This is a genomic window from Streptosporangium sp. G12, assembly GCF_052983175.1.
Genome location: NZ_JBRIQO010000031.1, coordinates 74,247 through 89,989, shown reverse-complemented (window position 1 = coordinate 89,989; position 15,743 = coordinate 74,247). Strand labels below are relative to the sequence as shown.

Annotated in this window: 14 protein-coding genes; 9 read left to right on the top strand and 5 right to left on the bottom strand. The window is 70.6% G+C overall.

Translation table 11 applies throughout. The features are described from left to right. Positions 1 to 154 precede the first annotated feature (154 nt). The 5 genes from ACVCAG_RS37770 (at position 155) to ACVCAG_RS37750 (ending at position 4,583) form a co-directional block, all read left to right on the top strand. Positions 155 to 907 (top strand): NUDIX domain-containing protein, encoded by a 753-nt coding sequence (locus ACVCAG_RS37770; RefSeq protein WP_440087790.1) that lies wholly within the window; start codon positions 155 to 157, stop codon positions 905 to 907. Next, a complete protein-coding gene (locus tag ACVCAG_RS37765) occupies positions 904 to 1,872 on the top strand; it encodes a lipopolysaccharide kinase InaA family protein (RefSeq protein ID WP_440087789.1) in 969 nt (322 codons plus the stop codon). Before ACVCAG_RS37770 ends, ACVCAG_RS37765 begins: the two co-directional genes overlap by 4 nt. Before the next feature lie 56 nt (positions 1,873 to 1,928). After that, on the top strand, positions 1,929 to 2,885 hold the full coding sequence (locus tag ACVCAG_RS37760; RefSeq protein ID WP_440087788.1) for a hypothetical protein: 957 nt from the start codon (positions 1,929 to 1,931) through the stop codon (positions 2,883 to 2,885). A 206-nt stretch (positions 2,886 to 3,091) separates the two neighbouring features. Further along, positions 3,092 to 4,306 (top strand): adenylosuccinate synthetase, encoded by a 1,215-nt coding sequence (locus tag ACVCAG_RS37755; protein ID WP_440087787.1) that lies wholly within the window; start codon positions 3,092 to 3,094, stop codon positions 4,304 to 4,306. Between the two features lie 52 nt (positions 4,307 to 4,358). Continuing rightward, a complete protein-coding gene (locus ACVCAG_RS37750; protein WP_447191293.1) occupies positions 4,359 to 4,583 on the top strand; it encodes a DUF6458 family protein in 225 nt (74 codons plus the stop codon). A 28-nt stretch (positions 4,584 to 4,611) separates the two neighbouring features. On the opposite strand, the gene ACVCAG_RS37745 is transcribed toward ACVCAG_RS37750, so the two are convergent. From ACVCAG_RS37745 to pdhA, 5 genes are all read right to left on the bottom strand, one after another. Continuing rightward, positions 4,612 to 4,905 (bottom strand): Dabb family protein, encoded by a 294-nt coding sequence (locus ACVCAG_RS37745; protein WP_447191292.1) that lies wholly within the window; start codon positions 4,903 to 4,905, stop codon positions 4,612 to 4,614. A 189-nt stretch (positions 4,906 to 5,094) separates the two neighbouring features. After that, positions 5,095 to 6,837, bottom strand: coding sequence for an ABC transporter ATP-binding protein (locus ACVCAG_RS37740; protein WP_447191291.1), 1,743 nt, complete (start codon positions 6,835 to 6,837; stop codon positions 5,095 to 5,097). A gap of 675 nt (positions 6,838 to 7,512) precedes the next feature. After that, a complete protein-coding gene (locus ACVCAG_RS37735; protein WP_447191290.1) occupies positions 7,513 to 9,039 on the bottom strand; it encodes a dihydrolipoamide acetyltransferase family protein in 1,527 nt (508 codons plus the stop codon). 13 nt (positions 9,040 to 9,052) lie between these two features. Next, positions 9,053 to 10,030, bottom strand: a complete 978-nt coding sequence (locus ACVCAG_RS37730) for an alpha-ketoacid dehydrogenase subunit beta (RefSeq protein WP_447191289.1) — start codon at positions 10,028 to 10,030, stop codon at positions 9,053 to 9,055. Further along, positions 10,027 to 11,118: a pyruvate dehydrogenase (acetyl-transferring) E1 component subunit alpha gene (gene pdhA / locus ACVCAG_RS37725; RefSeq protein ID WP_362695714.1), complete on the bottom strand. Its 1,092-nt coding sequence runs from the start codon at positions 11,116 to 11,118 to the stop codon at positions 10,027 to 10,029. The genes ACVCAG_RS37730 and pdhA overlap by 4 nt, the downstream gene beginning before the upstream one ends. Positions 11,119 to 11,513: 395 nt before the next feature. On the opposite strand from pdhA, the gene purS reads away from it, so the two are divergent. From purS to purL, 4 genes are all read left to right on the top strand, one after another. After that, complete coding sequence (purS, locus tag ACVCAG_RS37720; RefSeq protein ID WP_440087781.1) at positions 11,514 to 11,759, top strand: phosphoribosylformylglycinamidine synthase subunit PurS; 246 nt, start codon at positions 11,514 to 11,516, stop codon at positions 11,757 to 11,759. Between the two features lie 175 nt (positions 11,760 to 11,934). Further along, positions 11,935 to 12,369, top strand: a complete 435-nt coding sequence (locus ACVCAG_RS37715) for an ATP-binding protein (protein WP_440087780.1) — start codon at positions 11,935 to 11,937, stop codon at positions 12,367 to 12,369. A gap of 303 nt (positions 12,370 to 12,672) precedes the next feature. After that, positions 12,673 to 13,356 (top strand): phosphoribosylformylglycinamidine synthase subunit PurQ, encoded by a 684-nt coding sequence (gene purQ / locus ACVCAG_RS37710; RefSeq protein ID WP_440087779.1) that lies wholly within the window; start codon positions 12,673 to 12,675, stop codon positions 13,354 to 13,356. After that, complete coding sequence (gene purL, locus ACVCAG_RS37705) at positions 13,353 to 15,608, top strand: phosphoribosylformylglycinamidine synthase subunit PurL (protein ID WP_440087778.1); 2,256 nt, start codon at positions 13,353 to 13,355, stop codon at positions 15,606 to 15,608. The genes purQ and purL overlap by 4 nt, the downstream gene beginning before the upstream one ends. Positions 15,609 to 15,743 lie beyond the last annotated feature (135 nt).

Sequence of the window (15,743 nt, the reverse complement as noted above, 5' to 3'; positions counted from 1 at the left end):
GACCGGCCCCGTTCTCAGGGGCCGGTCCCTCATCCGTTGTCCGGCCTCTCGCATTGCGACTCGCCGCGAAGAAGGATGGATCGCCGCAAAGTCATTGACATCGATCCCTTGTTATTCTCATACTGAGATTGTCTCAATCTGAGAAGGACATGTGATGGATGAATCCGAGTTCCTGGCCGGATACGACCCGCGGGCATACCCGGCGGTGGCGGTGACGGTCGACGTGGTGGCGCTCACCATTCGCGGGGGCGGGTTGCGCGTTCTGCTGATCAGGCGGGCCGAGCAACCCCATGCGGGGCTGTGGGCGTTGCCCGGGGGGTTCATCCGGCCGGGAGAGGATCTGCCACAGGCCGCGGCGCGGGAGCTGGCCGAGGAGACGGGGCTGTCAGGGCCGTCTGAATCGTCGGGCCGGATCCACATCGAGCAGCTCGCCAGTTACGGGGCGCCCGAGCGTGATCCGCGGATGAGGGTCGTGTCGATCTCCTACCTGGCGTTCGCCCCCGGCCTGCCCGACCCCCGGGCGGGCTCGGACGCGGCCGACGCCTCCTGGCACCCGGTCGACAAGCTGCCGGAGCTCGCGTTCGACCACGACCGCATCCTGGCGCACGGGCTGGAGCGGGCCCGCGGCAAGCTGGAGTACACCCCGCTGGCCACCGCGTTCGCCGGTGAGAGATTCACGATCTCCGAGTTGCGCGGCGTCTACGAGACGGTCTGGGGCGTGCCGCTGCACGCGGGCAACTTCCACCGCAAGATCCTGTCGGTGCCCGGCTTCGTGGAGAGCACCGGCGAGACCACCGAGAGCGGCGGGGCCAGGGGCGGGCCGCGCGCCAAGCTCTACCGGGCCGGCGACGCCCGGCTCCTGCACCCCGCCCTGCTGCGGCCGGCCAGGGAGGAGCAGATCAGATGACCACCACGGCCGAGGCGATCGCGCTGGTGACCGCCGCCCGCACGCCCGGCGACCTGTTCGGCGGGGACTTCCCGCACCGGACGTACCGGAGGCTGGCGAGGCTGCTCCACCCCGACCTCGCGCCGGGAGCGGAGGCCGCCGAGGCGTTCACCCGGCTGGCGAGGCTGTGGGCGGCCCGCGAAGGGGCCCCGGAGCGGGCCAAGGAGACGGTGATCACCACCAGGCGGGGCACCTACCGGATCGGCGGCGTCTTCCGCCGGGGCGCGTCGGCCGTGCTCTACGAGAGCGGCCCCGACACGCTGCTCAAGCTTCCGCGCAGCCATGCGGACAACGACCTCATGCGCCGCGAGGCGGAGTCGCTGGAGACGATCGCGCGCGACGGCGACCCGTTGCTCCTGCCGTACGTGCCTCGCCTGGTGGAGTCGTTCCGGCACCGCTCGGAAGGGGTCGAGCGGCAGGCCAACGTGATCAGCCGGGTGCCTGACGGGTTCCTGAGCCTGGACGAGGTCAGGCGGCGGCGGCCGGTGCTCGACGTACGGGACGCGGCGTGGATCTGGCGGCGGCTGCTGGTGGCCGTCGGCGCGGCCCACCGGGCGGGGATCGTGCACGGCGCGGTGTTCGGGCAGCACGTCCTCGTCCACCCGATCGACCACGGCCTGGTGCTCGTCGACTGGAGCCAGTCGGTCCCGCTCGGCACCCCGCTCACCGCCCTCGTGTCCAGGCACCGCGACGACTACCCGCCCTCGGTCCTGGCCAGGAAGCCCGCGACCCCGGCCACCGACATCCACCTCGCCACCCGCTGCGTGGCCGCCCTCATGGGCGATCCCGTCCCCACCCCGGTCAGGCACTTCGTCCGGGGCAGCCTGCTCAGCCCGCCGGACGACGCGTGGCGGCTGCTGGGAGAGCTCGACGACCTGCTCGACGACCTGTACGGGCCGAGGAAATACCGGCCGCTCCATCTCTGACCCCGACCTTCACGATTTTCATAGAACGTTCCACCCCTGATCCGAGGAGATCACCCGTGGGAAGCGGAAACTGGTCCACCGACGTCTACTCCGCCGCCGCGAGCTACCGCGCGGCCAAGGGTTCGAGCGCCTTCGCCTACAGCGACAGCGGCGCCCGCTCCGCTCACCCCGACCTCGACCCGCACGGGGTGACGCTCCGCGAGAGCCGCGACTCCGCCGAGCACCCCAACTCCCTGGCCGTGGCCGTCCTGTTCGACGTGACCGGTTCGATGGGCGGGGTGCCCCGCACCCTCCAGACCAAGCTGCCCGACCTGCTCGGGCTGCTGCTGCGCAAGGGGTACGCCACCGACCCGCAGATCCTCTTCGGCGCGATCGGCGACGCCACCTGCGACCGGGCCCCGCTGCAGGTCGGCCAGTTCGAGTCCGACAACCGGATGGACGAGCACCTGGGCAAGATCCTGCTCGAGGGCGGGGGCGGCGGCCAGATGACCGAGTCGTACGAGCTGGCGATGTACTTCATGGCCAGGCACACCTCGATCGACTGTTTCGAGAAGCGGGGCCGCCGGGGCTACCTGTTCATCATCGGCGACGAGCTTCCCTACCCGCAGGTCAAGCGGCGCGAGGTCGAGAAGGTCGTCGGCGAACGGCTCAGGCACGACATCCCGACCAAGGACATGGTCGCCGAGCTGACCAGGATCTACGACGTCTACTACATCCTCCCCGCCGGAGCGAGCCACGCCGGTGACGGCCGGGTGCTGGCCGCCTGGCGCGAGCTGCTTGGCCAGAACGTGCTGGAGCTGGACGACCTGGACGCGGTCTGCGAGACCATCGCGCTCACCGTCGGCCTCGGCGAGGACGCCATCGACCTGCGGGAAGGGCTCGACGACCTCGACGAGCTCGGCTCGAACGCCGGAACCGCCGTGGGCAAGGCCCTCGCCAAGCTCGACCGGGGCACCCTCGTGGTGGCCGACGGGCTCGACCTGGGCGGCGACAGCGGCGTGATGCGGCTCTGAAGACCTCCCCGCCGTGCGGCGGCCACCGCGAAAGCGGCGGGGAGTGCCACCACGAAGGGAGACGGTCCCTCCCCGGCGGGAACAACGCCCCGCCGGGGAGGGACCGCCGGTGGAGAGGCCGGCGGTGACCGGCTCGCCGGGACAAGAGGACCGGCTCGCCGGAGAAAAACGGGAAGGGGAGGAGACGAGGGTGAACGGGTGGCCGCATGCGTGAGCACGTGATCGTGACCGACCTCGGGTACGGCGACGCGGGGAAGGGCACCGTCGTCGACTGGCTCTGCGCCCGCGAGCCCGTCCAGGCCGTCGTCAGGTTCAACGGGGGCGGGCAGGCGGGTCACAACGTCGTCCTGCCCGACGGGAGACAGCACACGTTCGCGCAGTTCGGGTCGGGCACGTTCAGGGGCGTGCCGACCCATCTGTCCAGGTTCATGGTCGTGGATCCGCTGTCGCTGGCCAGGGAGGCCGACCACCTGGTCGAGCTGGGCGTCGCCGACCCGTTCTGCCTGCTCACCGTGGACCGGGACGCCCTGCTCGCCACGCCGTACCACGTGGCGGCGGGGCGGGCCAGGGAGCTGGCGCGCGGTGCGGACCGGCACGGGTCGTGCGGGATGGGCGTCGGCGAGACCATGGCCTACGCCCTGGAGCACCCCGACCTCGCGCCGGTCGCGGGCGACTGCGAGGAGCCGGTCCGGCTCGCCCGCAAGCTGCGCGCGCTCCGCGAGGCCCTCGGGGTGACCGGGCCGCCCGTGGAGGACTGCGTCGACGCCTACCGGGCGTTCGCCGAGCGGGTGATCCTGGTCGGCTCATCGTTCATGACCGCGCTGCTGCGCAGGCGGCCCGTGGTCTTCGAGGGGGCGCAGGGCGTGCTGCTCGATGAGTGGCACGGTTTCCACCCGTACACCACCTGGAGTACGACGACCTTCGCCAACGCGCTGGAGCTGCTCGACGGGGTGCCCGCCACGCGGCTGGGCGTGCTGCGGACCTACACCCCCCGCCACGGCCCGGGACCGCTGGTCACCGAGGACGCGGCGCTCGCGCTGCCCGAGGCCCACAACGGGACCGGCCCCTGGCAGGGGCCCTTCCGCACCGGCCACTTCGACGCGGTGGCCCACCGCTACGCGCTGGCGGTCTCCGGCGGGGCCGACGCCCTCGCGCTCACCCACCTGGACGCGCCGGTGTCGCGGATGTGCGTGTCGTACGACATCGGCGAGCTTCCGGTGGGCGCGGCGGGAGACCTCGACGGGCAGGCCGAGCTGACGGAACGGCTGCGAGAGGCCGGGCCGCGCTACGCCGACGGGATCGACGACTGGCCCGCGGCGGTGGCGGAGGCCCTCGGGGTGCCGGTGTGGCTGGGCTCGTCGGGGCCCACCGCCGCGGACAAGGTCCTTCTCGGTGGTGTGATCATGCCAGAGAGGGTATGACCAACCTCAGACTTTCTCTTTACCTGGCGGACAGCCTTACCCGGAGGAACTCATGGGTGTCGGGGTCAGCATCTTCTTTCTCACGCTCGGTGCCATCCTCCGCTTCGCCATCGAACCCGACGTCCTCGGCGAGGCCGTGCACATCGACGTGATCGGCCTGATCTTCATGATCGTCGGTGCGGTCGGAGTCGTGCTGAGCATCGTGATGGCTCCCAGGCGCGGGTACACGTCCGAGGAGCGCCTGATGCACCGCGAGAACCACCCGCCGGACGTCTAGACCTCCCCGGACCCGGGAGCGCGCCGCCCTAGACCTCGTACTGCGCCGCCGCCCGCGAGGCCACGATCGGCTTGATGTACTCGGCGATCGCCGCCTGGTGCAGCGGGTGGTCGCGGTAGACGAGGAAGTCCTCGACGCTGTCGAAGTCCGCCACGACGGCGAACTGGTGGTTGCCCGGGTTCACGCCCGCGTCGGGGCCGAGGGTGTAGGAGCGGATCTCCGAGATGGCCTCGGGCAGCTTGGCGAGCTCCGTGGCGACCCTGGCCCGCTGCTCCTCGGTGGCCTCTTCCGTCCAGGTGAACAGCACGACATGCCGGAACATGATCTTCCCTTCGTTCGGGTGCCCAAGGTGTCCTGAGTGCCCGGCAAGCGTACGGCCAGGCGCGCCACGACCCGGCGGCGCCCCCGGCCGGATTCCGGCCGTATCCCGGCCCTATCCCGGCGGCTTCCCTGCAGCTTCCCTGCGATACGGAACGGCGCCGATCCGCCGGTCCTGTACGGGAACCCGCTCTCACGCCGGGCGCAGTGCGGACCCGTGGCGCCCGGCGGACTTGATCCTTATCTGGCTGGAGCGTCTCGGCACGGCTTCGAGCACGATCTTGTGGGCCGCCTCGGGGATGAACCGGAGGTCGTGGGTGATCAGGATGGTGGTGCGCCCGGCCATCAACCGCTTGAGCGGTTCCATGATCCGTGCCGCGGTGGGCGCGTCGAGGCCCGTCATCGGCTCGTCGAGGACGAGCACGGGCGCGTCACGCAGGATGGCCCTGGCGATGGCGATCCGCTGACGCTGCCCGCCCGACATCAGCCGGCCGCGCTGCCCGATCGGCGTGTCGTACCCGAGGGGAAGCGTGGTGACGAAGTCGTGGACGTCCGCCATCACGGCGGCCCTGACGACGGCGTCCAGGTCCGCGCCGGGACTTCCGTAGGCGATGTTCTCGCGTACGGTCCCGGAGAAGAGCAGGTTCTCCTGCTGCAGGATGGTGATGTTGTCACGCAGCGACTCACGTGACAGCTCCCGGATGTCCATCCCGTCGAGAAGGACGCGCCCGGCCGTGGGGTCGTAGAAGCGCAGCAGGAGCTTCGCGATCGTGGACTTGCCCACGCCGCTGGGTCCGGTGCACACGACCAGTTCGCCCGGCTCGACGGCGAAGGACAGGTCCCGCAGCGTGGGCCTCCTCCTGTTCGGATAGGTGAAGCCGATCCCCTGGAACTCGATGTGGCCTCGCCCGCGTCCCAGGTGGACGGCGTCGTCGCGATCGGTGACGGTCGGCCGGGTCGTCAGGATCTCGATGACGCGGTCGGAGCCCGCCGCCGCCTCGGAGACGGTGAGGGCGATCTGCCCCAGGTTCTGCACCGCCGGATAGAGGTAGGCGAGGTAGGCGGCGAAGGCGAGCAGGCCGCCGATGGTGAGGCGTCCCGAGGAGATCTCCCACGCGCCGAACCCGAGAATGGTGATCAGGCAGATGGTCTCGATGACCTGCAGGACGGGCCCGTACAGGGAGGAGAGCCACGCCTGCGCCACGTTGGCCCGCATCCAGGTGCTCGCCTCTCCGTGCAGCCGCTCGGCCTCGACGCCCTGACGGTTGTAGGACTGGACGAGCGACTGGTTGGACAGCCCCTCCTCGATGACGCTGTTCATGATCCCGTTGCTGAGCCGCTCGCGCGCCGACACGGTCCTGAACCTGCTCGCGAAGATCTTGGCGACCAGCAGGAAGGCCGGGACCAGCAGGAACGTCAGCAGCGCCAGGTCCCACCTGATGTAGAAGGCGGCACCGGCGAAGAAGACGACGCTGATGAGCGTGGTGAAGAGCTTGACCAGGCCGGAGCCGATGAGTTCCTCGATGGCCTCGATGTCGTCGGTGAGCCTGGCCATCAGGTCACCCAGGCGGCGGTTGTCGAAGAAGTCGGGCGTGAGCGTCTGGATGTGCTCGAACACCCTGTCGCGCAGCCGCAGCAGGAAGCGCTCACCGCCGAGGGCGGTGAGGTAGGAGCCCACGAAGGAGACCAGCCCCGCGGTCGCCGCGAGGCCCAGCCAGGCGGCGGCGGGAAGCCAGAAGGCCCCCAGGTTCTGCTTGCTGAGGACCTCGTCCGTGATGTGGCCGAACAGGCCGATCGCGGCGACCTCGCAGACGGCCGCGACGATGGCGAGCGTGCCACCGGCCACGAGCAGATGGCGGATGCCGCGGGTGTACGGCCAGAATTCCCGGAAGGTCCTGCGAATGGAGACCGTCGGCGCCAGCGGGGGACGGCGCACCGCGGCCCTCGCCCCGTGAGGCGAGAGCGACTTTGAGAATGAGAGCCGACGGTTGACCCGCCGGCTCTCATTTGTTTCTGCTAGCACCGGATCTGGCTTACCACCACCACCCGCCGCCCCCGCCGCATCCGCAGCGGCGCCGGCGTCGGCAGCATCCCCACTCCAAGAACCGGCCTGTCGGGAAGAGCTGCTTGAAAGTCATGGCTTCCCCCTTCGTGCTGAGCTTGTCGCGCTTACCAACCACGACACTAGCACCCATACCCTGACAAATCACCAAATTCAGCACGCATTAAAGATGTTTTAACAAGCCATTCGTGGAAGCCATAAAACGTATTGAGGGTAAAGGCTGACAAAAGTTCCAAGCGTCGCCCCGCAACCTCGCCCGAGCTGCGGATACGCACCTTAAAGCTTGATCCACAGGAGCCAAAAAGAGGTTTCTCATTACCGCCCGACTGGCGGCCGGTACGGCGTCCCGGCGGCCGGGTGAGACCGTTCGAAGCCCTCGCGGTTTTCCCGTCGCGGCAATTGACGCGCGAAGCCGGAAAATGTCATGCAGGCACTTCGGGGTATATCGGAAGGCCCTGCCCCTGACCTGCGGGCCGTCCACGGGGCCACTCCTGCGAACGGTCCGCGGGTCCGCCCCCGGGAGGGGGCGGACCCGCCGGTGTCGTGGGGTCAGCCCCAGGCGAGCATGCGGAGCGGGTCCTCGAGCATGGCGCCGACGTCGCGGAGGAACAGCGAGCCCAGCTCTCCGTCCACCACCCGGTGGTCGAACGAGAGGGCGAGCGTGCAGACCCTGCGCGGCACGACCTGACCGTCCACCACCCACGGCATGTCCCTGACCTGGCCGAAGGCCAGGATCGCCGACTCGCCCGGGTTGAGGATCGGGGTACCCGCGTCCACCCCGAAGACGCCCACGTTGGTGATCGTGATCGTGCCCCCCGCCATGTCGGCGGGCTGGGTGCGGCCCGCCCTGGCGGTCTCGGCGAGGGCTCCGAGGGCACCGGCCAGGTCGGGCAGCGACAGGCGGTGGGCGTCCTTGACGTTGGGGACGAGCAGGCCGCGGGGGGTGGCCGCGGCGATCCCCAGGTTGACGCGGTGCTTGACCACGATCTCCTGGCGGGCCTCGTCCCAGGCAGAGTTGATCATCGGGTGGCGGCGGGCGGCGACGAGCACCGCCTTGGCGACCAGGAGCAGCGGGGAGACCTTGACCCCGGCGAAGTCGGGCAGCCCGCGGAGGCGCTGGACCGCGTCCATGGTCGCCGTCACGTCCACCTGGAGGAACTCCGTCACGTGCGGCGCGGTGAACGCGGACGCCACCATGGCCTGCGCGGTCGCCCTCCTGACCCCCTTTACCGGGATCCGCTCCTCGTCCTCGCCCTCCCACGTCACGGCCGGTACCCGCGGCCGGGCGGGGGCGGCCTGGACGTCGCTCTCCCGGGCGGGGGCGGCGAGCGCGGCCTGTACGTCGTCCCTGGTGATCGACCCGTGCGGACCGGTCCCCAGGAGGGAGGCCAGGTCGACCCCCAGGTCCTTGGCGAGCTTCCGCACCGGGGGCTTCGCCAGGACCGCGTCCCTCCCCGTCCCCGGCGGGGAAACCGTGGAAGAGGCCGCGGACGGGGCCGCAGGCGAGGCCGTGACCGCACCGGGCCCGTTCACGCCGGACCGCACCGTCTCGGGAGCCCGCGTCGCGGACACCGTTCCCGCAAGCGCGCCAGGCGTCGCTCCGGAAGGCGTACCGGACGTAGACGTACCGGCCGCGGCAGATGTACCGGACGCGCCTTCGGGGGAGGACGGTTTGCGGGGGCGGCGCTTGGCCGCGCCCGGCTTGACGCCGTAGCCCACCAGCACCGGCTGCCGCACCTCGGCCGGCGGGGTCGGCACCATGTCGTCGGCCAGGGCTTCCGCCCGGTCGGCCGGCTCCTCCCCCGCCCGCTCATCGGGAACGGGGACCGGAGGGGGACCCGTGCCGTCGTCCACCGAGATGATCGGCCTGCCGACGTCCACGACCTCGCCCTCGTCCGCCATCAGCGCGGCCACCACGCCCTCGAACGGGCAGGGAAGCTCGACGACCGCCTTGGCGGTCTCGATCTCCACGATGATCTGGTTGACCTTGACCGGGTCCCCCGCCTTCACGTGCCAGCGGACGATCTCCGCCTCGGTCAGGCCCTCTCCCACGTCGGGGAGCTTGAACTCCTTCATCTCCAGCCCCTCCTCAGAACGCGAACGCGCGGTCGACTGCGTGCAGGACCCGGTCCAGGTCGGGCAGGTAGTGGTCCTCGAGCCGCGAGGGCGGGTAGGGGGTCGAGGGTCCTCCGGCCCTCAGGACCGGGGCCTCCAGGTGGTAGAAGCACTCCTCGGTGACGCGGGCGGTGACCTCGGCGCCGAAGCCGTTGAAGACCGGCGCCTCGTGCACCACGACGCATCGCCCGGTCTTGCGCACCGACTCCACGACCCTCACGGTGTCGAGCGGGTTGAGCGAGCGCAGGTCCACGACCTCCAGGGAGCGGCCGTCCTCCTCGGCCGCCTTCGCGGCCTCCAGGCAGGTCTTCACCATCGGCCCGTACGCGAGCAGGGTGAGGTCCGTCCCCGGCCGCACCACCTTGGCCTCGTCGAAGGGGGTCCAGCCGGAGGGGTCGACGTCCACCTCGGCCTTCTCCCAGTAGCGCCGCTTGGGCTCGAAGAAGATCACCGGGTCGTCGCAGCGGATCGCCTGCTGGATCATGGTGTAGGCGTCGGCCGGGTTGGAGCAGGCCACGACGCGCAGACCCGCCGTGTGGGTGAAGTAGGCCTCGGGCGACTCGCTGTGGTGCTCCACCGCGCCGATGCCGCCGCCGCACGGGATCCGTATGACGACCGGCAGTCTCAGCTTGCCCAGCGAGCGCAGCGGCATCTTGGCGAGCTGCGTGATGATCTGGTCGGCCGCGGGGAAGACGAACCCGTCGAACTGGATCTCGCAGACCGGCCGGTAGCCGCGCAGCGCCAGGCCGATGGCCGTCCCGACGATGCCCGACTCGGCGAGCGGGGTGTCGATGACCCGCTGCTCTCCGAAGTCCTTCTGCAGGCCGTCCGTCACCCGGAACACCCCGCCGAGCTTGCCGACGTCCTCACCCATGACGAGGACCTTGGGGTCGTCCTCCATGGCCTTGCGCATGCCCTCGTTGAGCGCCTTGGCCATCGTGAGAATGCTCATGCCTCGAACCCCTCCAGGTAGGTGGCGAACTCGGCACGCTCGGCGTCGATCAGGGAGTGCCGCTCGGCGTAGACGTTGTCGAAGATGGCCAGCGGCTCGGGGTCGGGCAGTTCGAGGCAGCGCTTGCGGACGTCCCGTCCCAGCTCGTCCGCCTCGGCCTCGACCGCGTCGAAGAACTCCTGGTCGGCGATCTGGTTCTTGAACATGTAGGCCCTGACCCGCTCGATCGGGTCCTTGAGCTTCCACGCCTCCAGCTCGGCGGCCACCCGGTAGCGGGTCGGGTCGTCGGAGGTGGTGTGGGCGCCCATCCGGTAGGTGAAGGCCTCGATCAACATGGGCCCCTGCCCGGACCTGGCGTCGGCCAGCGCCTTGCGGGTGACGGCCAGGCAGGCGAAGACGTCGTTGCCGTCGACCCGGACGCCGGGGAACCCGAACCCGCTGGCCCTGCGGTACAGCGGGATGCGCGACTGCTTCTCCAGCGGCTCGGAGATGGCCCACTGGTTGTTCTGGCAGAAGAACACCACCGGCGCGTTGAACACCGACGCCCAGATGAACGACTCGTTCACGTCGCCCTGGGAGGTGGCGCCGTCGCCGAAGTAGACGATGCTCGCGGCCTCGGCGCCGTCGCGCTGGATGCCCATGGCGTAGCCGACCGCGTGCAGGGTCTGGCTGCCGATCACGATGGTGTAGAGGTGGAAGTTGTGCTCGGCGGGGTCCCAGCCTCCGTGGTTGACGCCGCGGAACAGGCCGAGGAGGTTGACCGGGTCGACCCCTCTGCACCAGGCCACGCCGTGCTCGCGGTAGGTCGGGAACGCCATGTCGGCCTCGGTCAGCGCCCGGCCTGAGCCGATCTGCGCGGCCTCCTGCCCGAGCAGCGAGGCCCACAGACCCAGCTCGCCCTGGCGTTGCAGGGCCACGGCCTCCAGGTCGACGCGTCGGACCATGACCAGGTCCCGGTAGAGCCCGCGGATCTCCTCGGGCGTCAGGTCTATGTCGTAGTCGGGGTGCTCGACCCGTTCTCCTTCGGGGGTCAGCAGCTGGATGAGCTCCGGAGGTGCTTCCGCACCACGAGAGGCGTCGGCTGTCACGTGCCACTCCTGTGTGCTCGGGGCCGTCTGGATGGGTTCTCCACCGTGGTCCGGCCGATTCGCGACGCGTTCGACCCGTCTGGTGGTGGTTCGCCCGCGCTTGTGGCCATCGTGGCAGAGGTCACATACATGTGCGCAAGACCTGCCTCGGCGTCCATATGCTCCCCGTTCCCCGCGCGTTCCCTTTCACCCGCCCGTTTCGTCCGCGTGGCGCGGAGCGGCCCCGGCCCTCTCGCGCGTACGACCCGGGCCTCGGGCTGCCGTCATCTTCGCGCGTACGGCGCGGGGTTCCTCGCGCGGGATCCGGATCCGGATCGGCCCCCGCGCCGGAGCGCGGCCGGAGCCGGTTACTCTTGAGGCGCCGGACCGTCCCCGTCACAACCAGGAGGAACACCGTGGCGCGCGTCATCGTCGACGTCATGCTGAAGCCCGAGATTCTCGACGCGCAGGGGCAGGCGATCGCCCGCGCACTGCCGCGGCTCGGCTTCTCCGGTGTCTCAGCGGTACGGCAGGGAAAGCGGTTCGAGGTGGAGCTCGAAGGGCCCGCCGACGAGGCGGCACTTTCGGACGTCCGAAAAATGGCCGAGACCCTGCTCGCCAACACGGTGATCGAGGATTACACCGTCACCGTCGAGTCCTAGGCCTTCACTCCCCGCAGATCAACCGCCCAGATCCGGCTATATCCGGCTTTATGGGCGGAGCAATCCCACGGCTTGACCACCAGTCAATAACATTACGGTTATTTTGCGGTTAGCCCGGATTCTGCAGGGAAGCCTTCACGAGGTGACGTCTGACCCCGGGAGGAAACCGGTGGACATGGAGTTCTCGCTGGCTCTGCCGCGACAGGCCGTCGGTATTCCGATGGTCCGCAGAGCGCTCGGTGACTCCCTGCGCTCGCTCGGAGTCACGGAAGACTGCATCGCCGACATCCTGCTGGCGGTGACCGAGGCGTGCGCCAACGCCGTACGGCACGGGGGTCCGGCCAACCGCTACGAGGTCGACACCGCCGTCGGCCACGGCCGTTGCGACGTCCGCATCATCGACCGGGGCCAGGGCCTCGTCCGGGTGCCGGAGCACTACCCGCCGACCGACGCCGAGAACGGCAGGGGCCTTCTCATCATGCAGGCCGTGGTGGACGAGATCTCCTTCGACATCACCCCCGGCCGGGGCACCGTCGTGCACCTGCGCAAGCACCTCGACTGGGACGACGACGCCACCTACCCTCGTGGCCGGGTGCTCGCCGCCGTATAAGACCGCACAGACCCGGCCGGTCCCGGCAGCCCCGGGAAACAGGGCCCTCCGGACCGGCGCGGAGCCGATGGACCCGGCCGTCGCGGCCCCGCCCGGCCGGATCGGCCCCCGCCCTCGCCGCGTGCCGAGGCGAGGTGTGCCCGCCACCCCCGCACACCCGGCCGCCCTCCGCTGAGCTGTGCGATCGGACACTCCGCGCCTGACCGCTCGCCGGGAGCGGATAGCCTGGGAGCACCGCCGCAGACCGACGTCCGAGTGTGTGAGACGCCGGCGCGGCGCTCGTTTGTGGAGGGGAACGCTGTCATGAGTGCTGCCCGCGTGGGCGTGGTCACTTTTCCCGGAACTCTTGACGATCAGGACGCGGCTCGCGCCGTGCGCCACGCGGGCGGCGAAGCCGTCCCGCTGTGGCACGCGGACCCCGATCTCAAGGGGGTGGACGCGGTCTTCCTGCCGGGCGGGTTCTCCTACGGAGATTACCTGCGCTGCGGGGCCATCTCCAGGTTCGCGCCGCTGATGGAGGAGCTGATCCCCGCCGCCGGAGCCGGGCTGCCGGTGCTCGGCACCTGCAACGGCTTCCAGATCCTCTGCGAGGCCCACCTGCTGCCCGGGGCGCTGATGCGCAACGCCGGGCTGCACTACATCTGCCGCGACCAGGGCATCCGGGTCGAGAACACCACCACCCCCTGGACCACGGACTTCACCGAGGGCCAGGAGATCGTGCTGCCGGTCAAGCACGGCGAGGGCCGCTACGTCGCCGACGAGGCGACCCTGGGCGCGCTGGAGGCGGGCGGCCAGGTCGTCTTCCGGTACACGGGCGGCAACCCCAACGGCTCCCTGAACGACATCGCGGGCATCCGCAACGAGGCCGGCAACGTCGTCGGCCTCATGCCGCACCCCGAGCACGCCGTCGAGGACCTCACCGGCGCCCCGAGCACGGACGGGCGCGCCTTCTTCTCCTCGATCCTGAAGAAGCTGGTGAACGCATGAGTCTCGACACCGTCAAGCGGGCCGAGGACACCCCCGACGAGCGCCAGCCGTACGCCGAGCTGGGCATGAAGATCGACGAGTACGAGCGGGTCCGCCAGATCCTCGGCCGCCGGCCCACCGGCTCCGAGCTGGCCATCTACAGCGTCATGTGGAGCGAGCACTGCTCCTACAAGTCGTCCAAGGTGCACCTGCGCCAGTTCGGCACCAAGGCCCCCGAGTCGGCGGCGCTGCTCGTCGGCATGGGGGAGAACGCCGGGGTCGTGGACATCGGCGACGGCTGGGCCGCCACCTTCAAGATCGAGTCGCACAACCACCCGTCCTACGTCGAGCCCCACCAGGGCGCGGCGACCGGCGTCGGCGGCATCGTCCGCGACATCATGTCGATGGGCGCCCGGCCGATCGCAGTGATGGACGCGCTCCGCTTCGGCGCGGCCGACGCCCCCGACACCCGGCGGGTGCTGCCCGGCGTGGTCGAGGGCATCAGCCACTACGGCAACTGCCTGGGGCTGCCCAACATCGGCGGCGAGGTCGTCTTCGACCCCTGCTACATCGGCAACCCGCTGGTCAACGCCCTGTGCGTGGGCCTGCTGCGCAAGGACCAGATCAAGCTCGCGGTGGCCCCGGGACCGGGCAACAAGGTCGTCCTGTTCGGCGCGCTCACCGGCCCCGACGGCATCGGCGGCGCCTCCGTGCTGGCCTCGGCCACGTTCGAGGACGAGTCACAGGCCAAGCGCCCCAGCGTCCAGGTCGGCGACCCCTTCATGGAGAAGCTGCTGATCGAGTGCTGCCTGGAGCTGTACCAGGCGGACGTGGTCGTCGGCATCCAGGACCTCGGCGCCGCCGGAGTCTCCTGCGCGACCACCGAGCTGGCGGCCAAGGGCACCGGCGGCATGGACGTCAGGCTCGACCTCGTCCCGCTGCGCGATCCGTCGCTGCGGCCCGAGGAGATCCTGATGAGCGAGTCGCAGGAGCGCATGATGGCGGTCGTCGCCCCCGACGACATCGACGCCTTCATGGCGATCTGCGCGAAGTGGGACATCCCCGCGACCGTGATCGGCGAGGTCACCGACTCCAACCGCCTCGTGATGACCTGGCACGGCGAGACCATCGTCGACATCCCGCCGGGCACCGCGGCCGACGAGGGCCCGGTCTACGAGCGGCCGTTCCACGAGCCCGCCGGCCAGGCCGCGCTGAACGGCGACGACCCCGGCCGCCTCGACCGCCCCGCCGACCTGCGCGCGGCGCTGCTGGAGCTCCTCGGCTCGCCGAACCTGGCGTCCAAGGAGTGGGTCACCTCCCAGTACGACCGGTACGTCCGCGGCAACACCGTGCTGGCCCAGCCCGCCGACGCGGGCGTGCTGCGCGTCAGCGAGGCCATGCCCGGTGCCGAGGAGACGACCAGGGGAATCGCGCTGGCCACCGACGGCAACGGCCGCTACGCCCGCCTCGACCCGTACGCGGGGGCCCAGCTCGCCCTCGCCGAGGCGTACCGGAACGTGGCCGTGACCGGTGCGACGCCGCTGGCGGTGACCAACTGCCTCAACTTCGGCTCCCCCGAGGATCCCGAGGTCATGTGGCAGTTCTCCGAGGCCGTGCGCGGCCTCGCCGACGCCTGCAAGACCCTCGGCGTCCCGGTGACCGGCGGCAACGTCTCGTTCTACAACCAGACGGGATCCGTCCCGATCCACCCGACGCCGGTCGTCGGCGTGCTGGGCGTCATCGACGACGTGGCCACGCGCGTGCGGAGCGGCTTCACCGGCGACGGCGACAGGATCGTCCTGCTCGGCGAGACCGACGAGGAGTTCGGCGGCTCGGAGTGGGCGCACGTGGCTCACGGCCACCTCGGCGGCCTGCCGCCCGTGGCGCGGCTGGAGTCGGAGCGCGACCTGGCCCTCGTGCTGGCCGAGGCCGCCTCGCGGGGGCTGCTGACCGGTTCCCACGACCTGTCGGACGGCGGGCTGGCCATCGCCCTCGCCGAGGCCTGCATCGCCCAGGGCGTGGGCTGCCAGGTCTCCCTGACGGGTGACGACGCGTTCGTCGACCTGTTCAGCGAGTCGTCGGCCCGCGCGCTGGTGACCGTCGCGCCGGAGTCGTTCGACGCCTTCGCGGAGCTGTGCGCGGCCCGCGAGGTGCCCTGCTACGGCCTGGGCACCACCGGCGGCGACTCCCTGAACGTGGCGGGCGTCCTGGACATCCCGGTCACCGAGCTGAGAGAGACCCACACGTCCACCCTGCCGGGCATCTTCGGCTGATCGTCTCCCGGATGAGGCACTTTCGTGGGCCAGGTCCCTCACCGTCACATGACGGTGAGGGGCCTGGCCCGTTTATATGGATCACACGGTCGGCGCCGGGGGGCGGCGCGCCGGGGACGAAAGGTCCCCGGCGCG

Coding starts and splice junctions, on each gene's coding strand:
- purQ (WP_440087779.1), top strand. CDS start 12,673: ATGAGTGCTGCCCGCGTGGGCGTGGTCACTTTTCCCGGAACTCTTGAC.
- ACVCAG_RS37730 (WP_447191289.1), bottom strand. CDS start 10,030: ATGAGCATTCTCACGATGGCCAAGGCGCTCAACGAGGGCATGCGCAAG.
- ACVCAG_RS37735 (WP_447191290.1), bottom strand. CDS start 9,039: ATGAAGGAGTTCAAGCTCCCCGACGTGGGAGAGGGCCTGACCGAGGCG.
- ACVCAG_RS37765 (WP_440087789.1), top strand. CDS start 904: ATGACCACCACGGCCGAGGCGATCGCGCTGGTGACCGCCGCCCGCACG.
- purL (WP_440087778.1), top strand. CDS start 13,353: ATGAGTCTCGACACCGTCAAGCGGGCCGAGGACACCCCCGACGAGCGC.
- ACVCAG_RS37745 (WP_447191292.1), bottom strand. CDS start 4,905: ATGTTCCGGCATGTCGTGCTGTTCACCTGGACGGAAGAGGCCACCGAG.
- ACVCAG_RS37750 (WP_447191293.1), top strand. CDS start 4,359: ATGGGTGTCGGGGTCAGCATCTTCTTTCTCACGCTCGGTGCCATCCTC.
- ACVCAG_RS37755 (WP_440087787.1), top strand. CDS start 3,092: ATGCGTGAGCACGTGATCGTGACCGACCTCGGGTACGGCGACGCGGGG.
- ACVCAG_RS37770 (WP_440087790.1), top strand. CDS start 155: ATGGATGAATCCGAGTTCCTGGCCGGATACGACCCGCGGGCATACCCG.
- ACVCAG_RS37715 (WP_440087780.1), top strand. CDS start 11,935: ATGGAGTTCTCGCTGGCTCTGCCGCGACAGGCCGTCGGTATTCCGATG.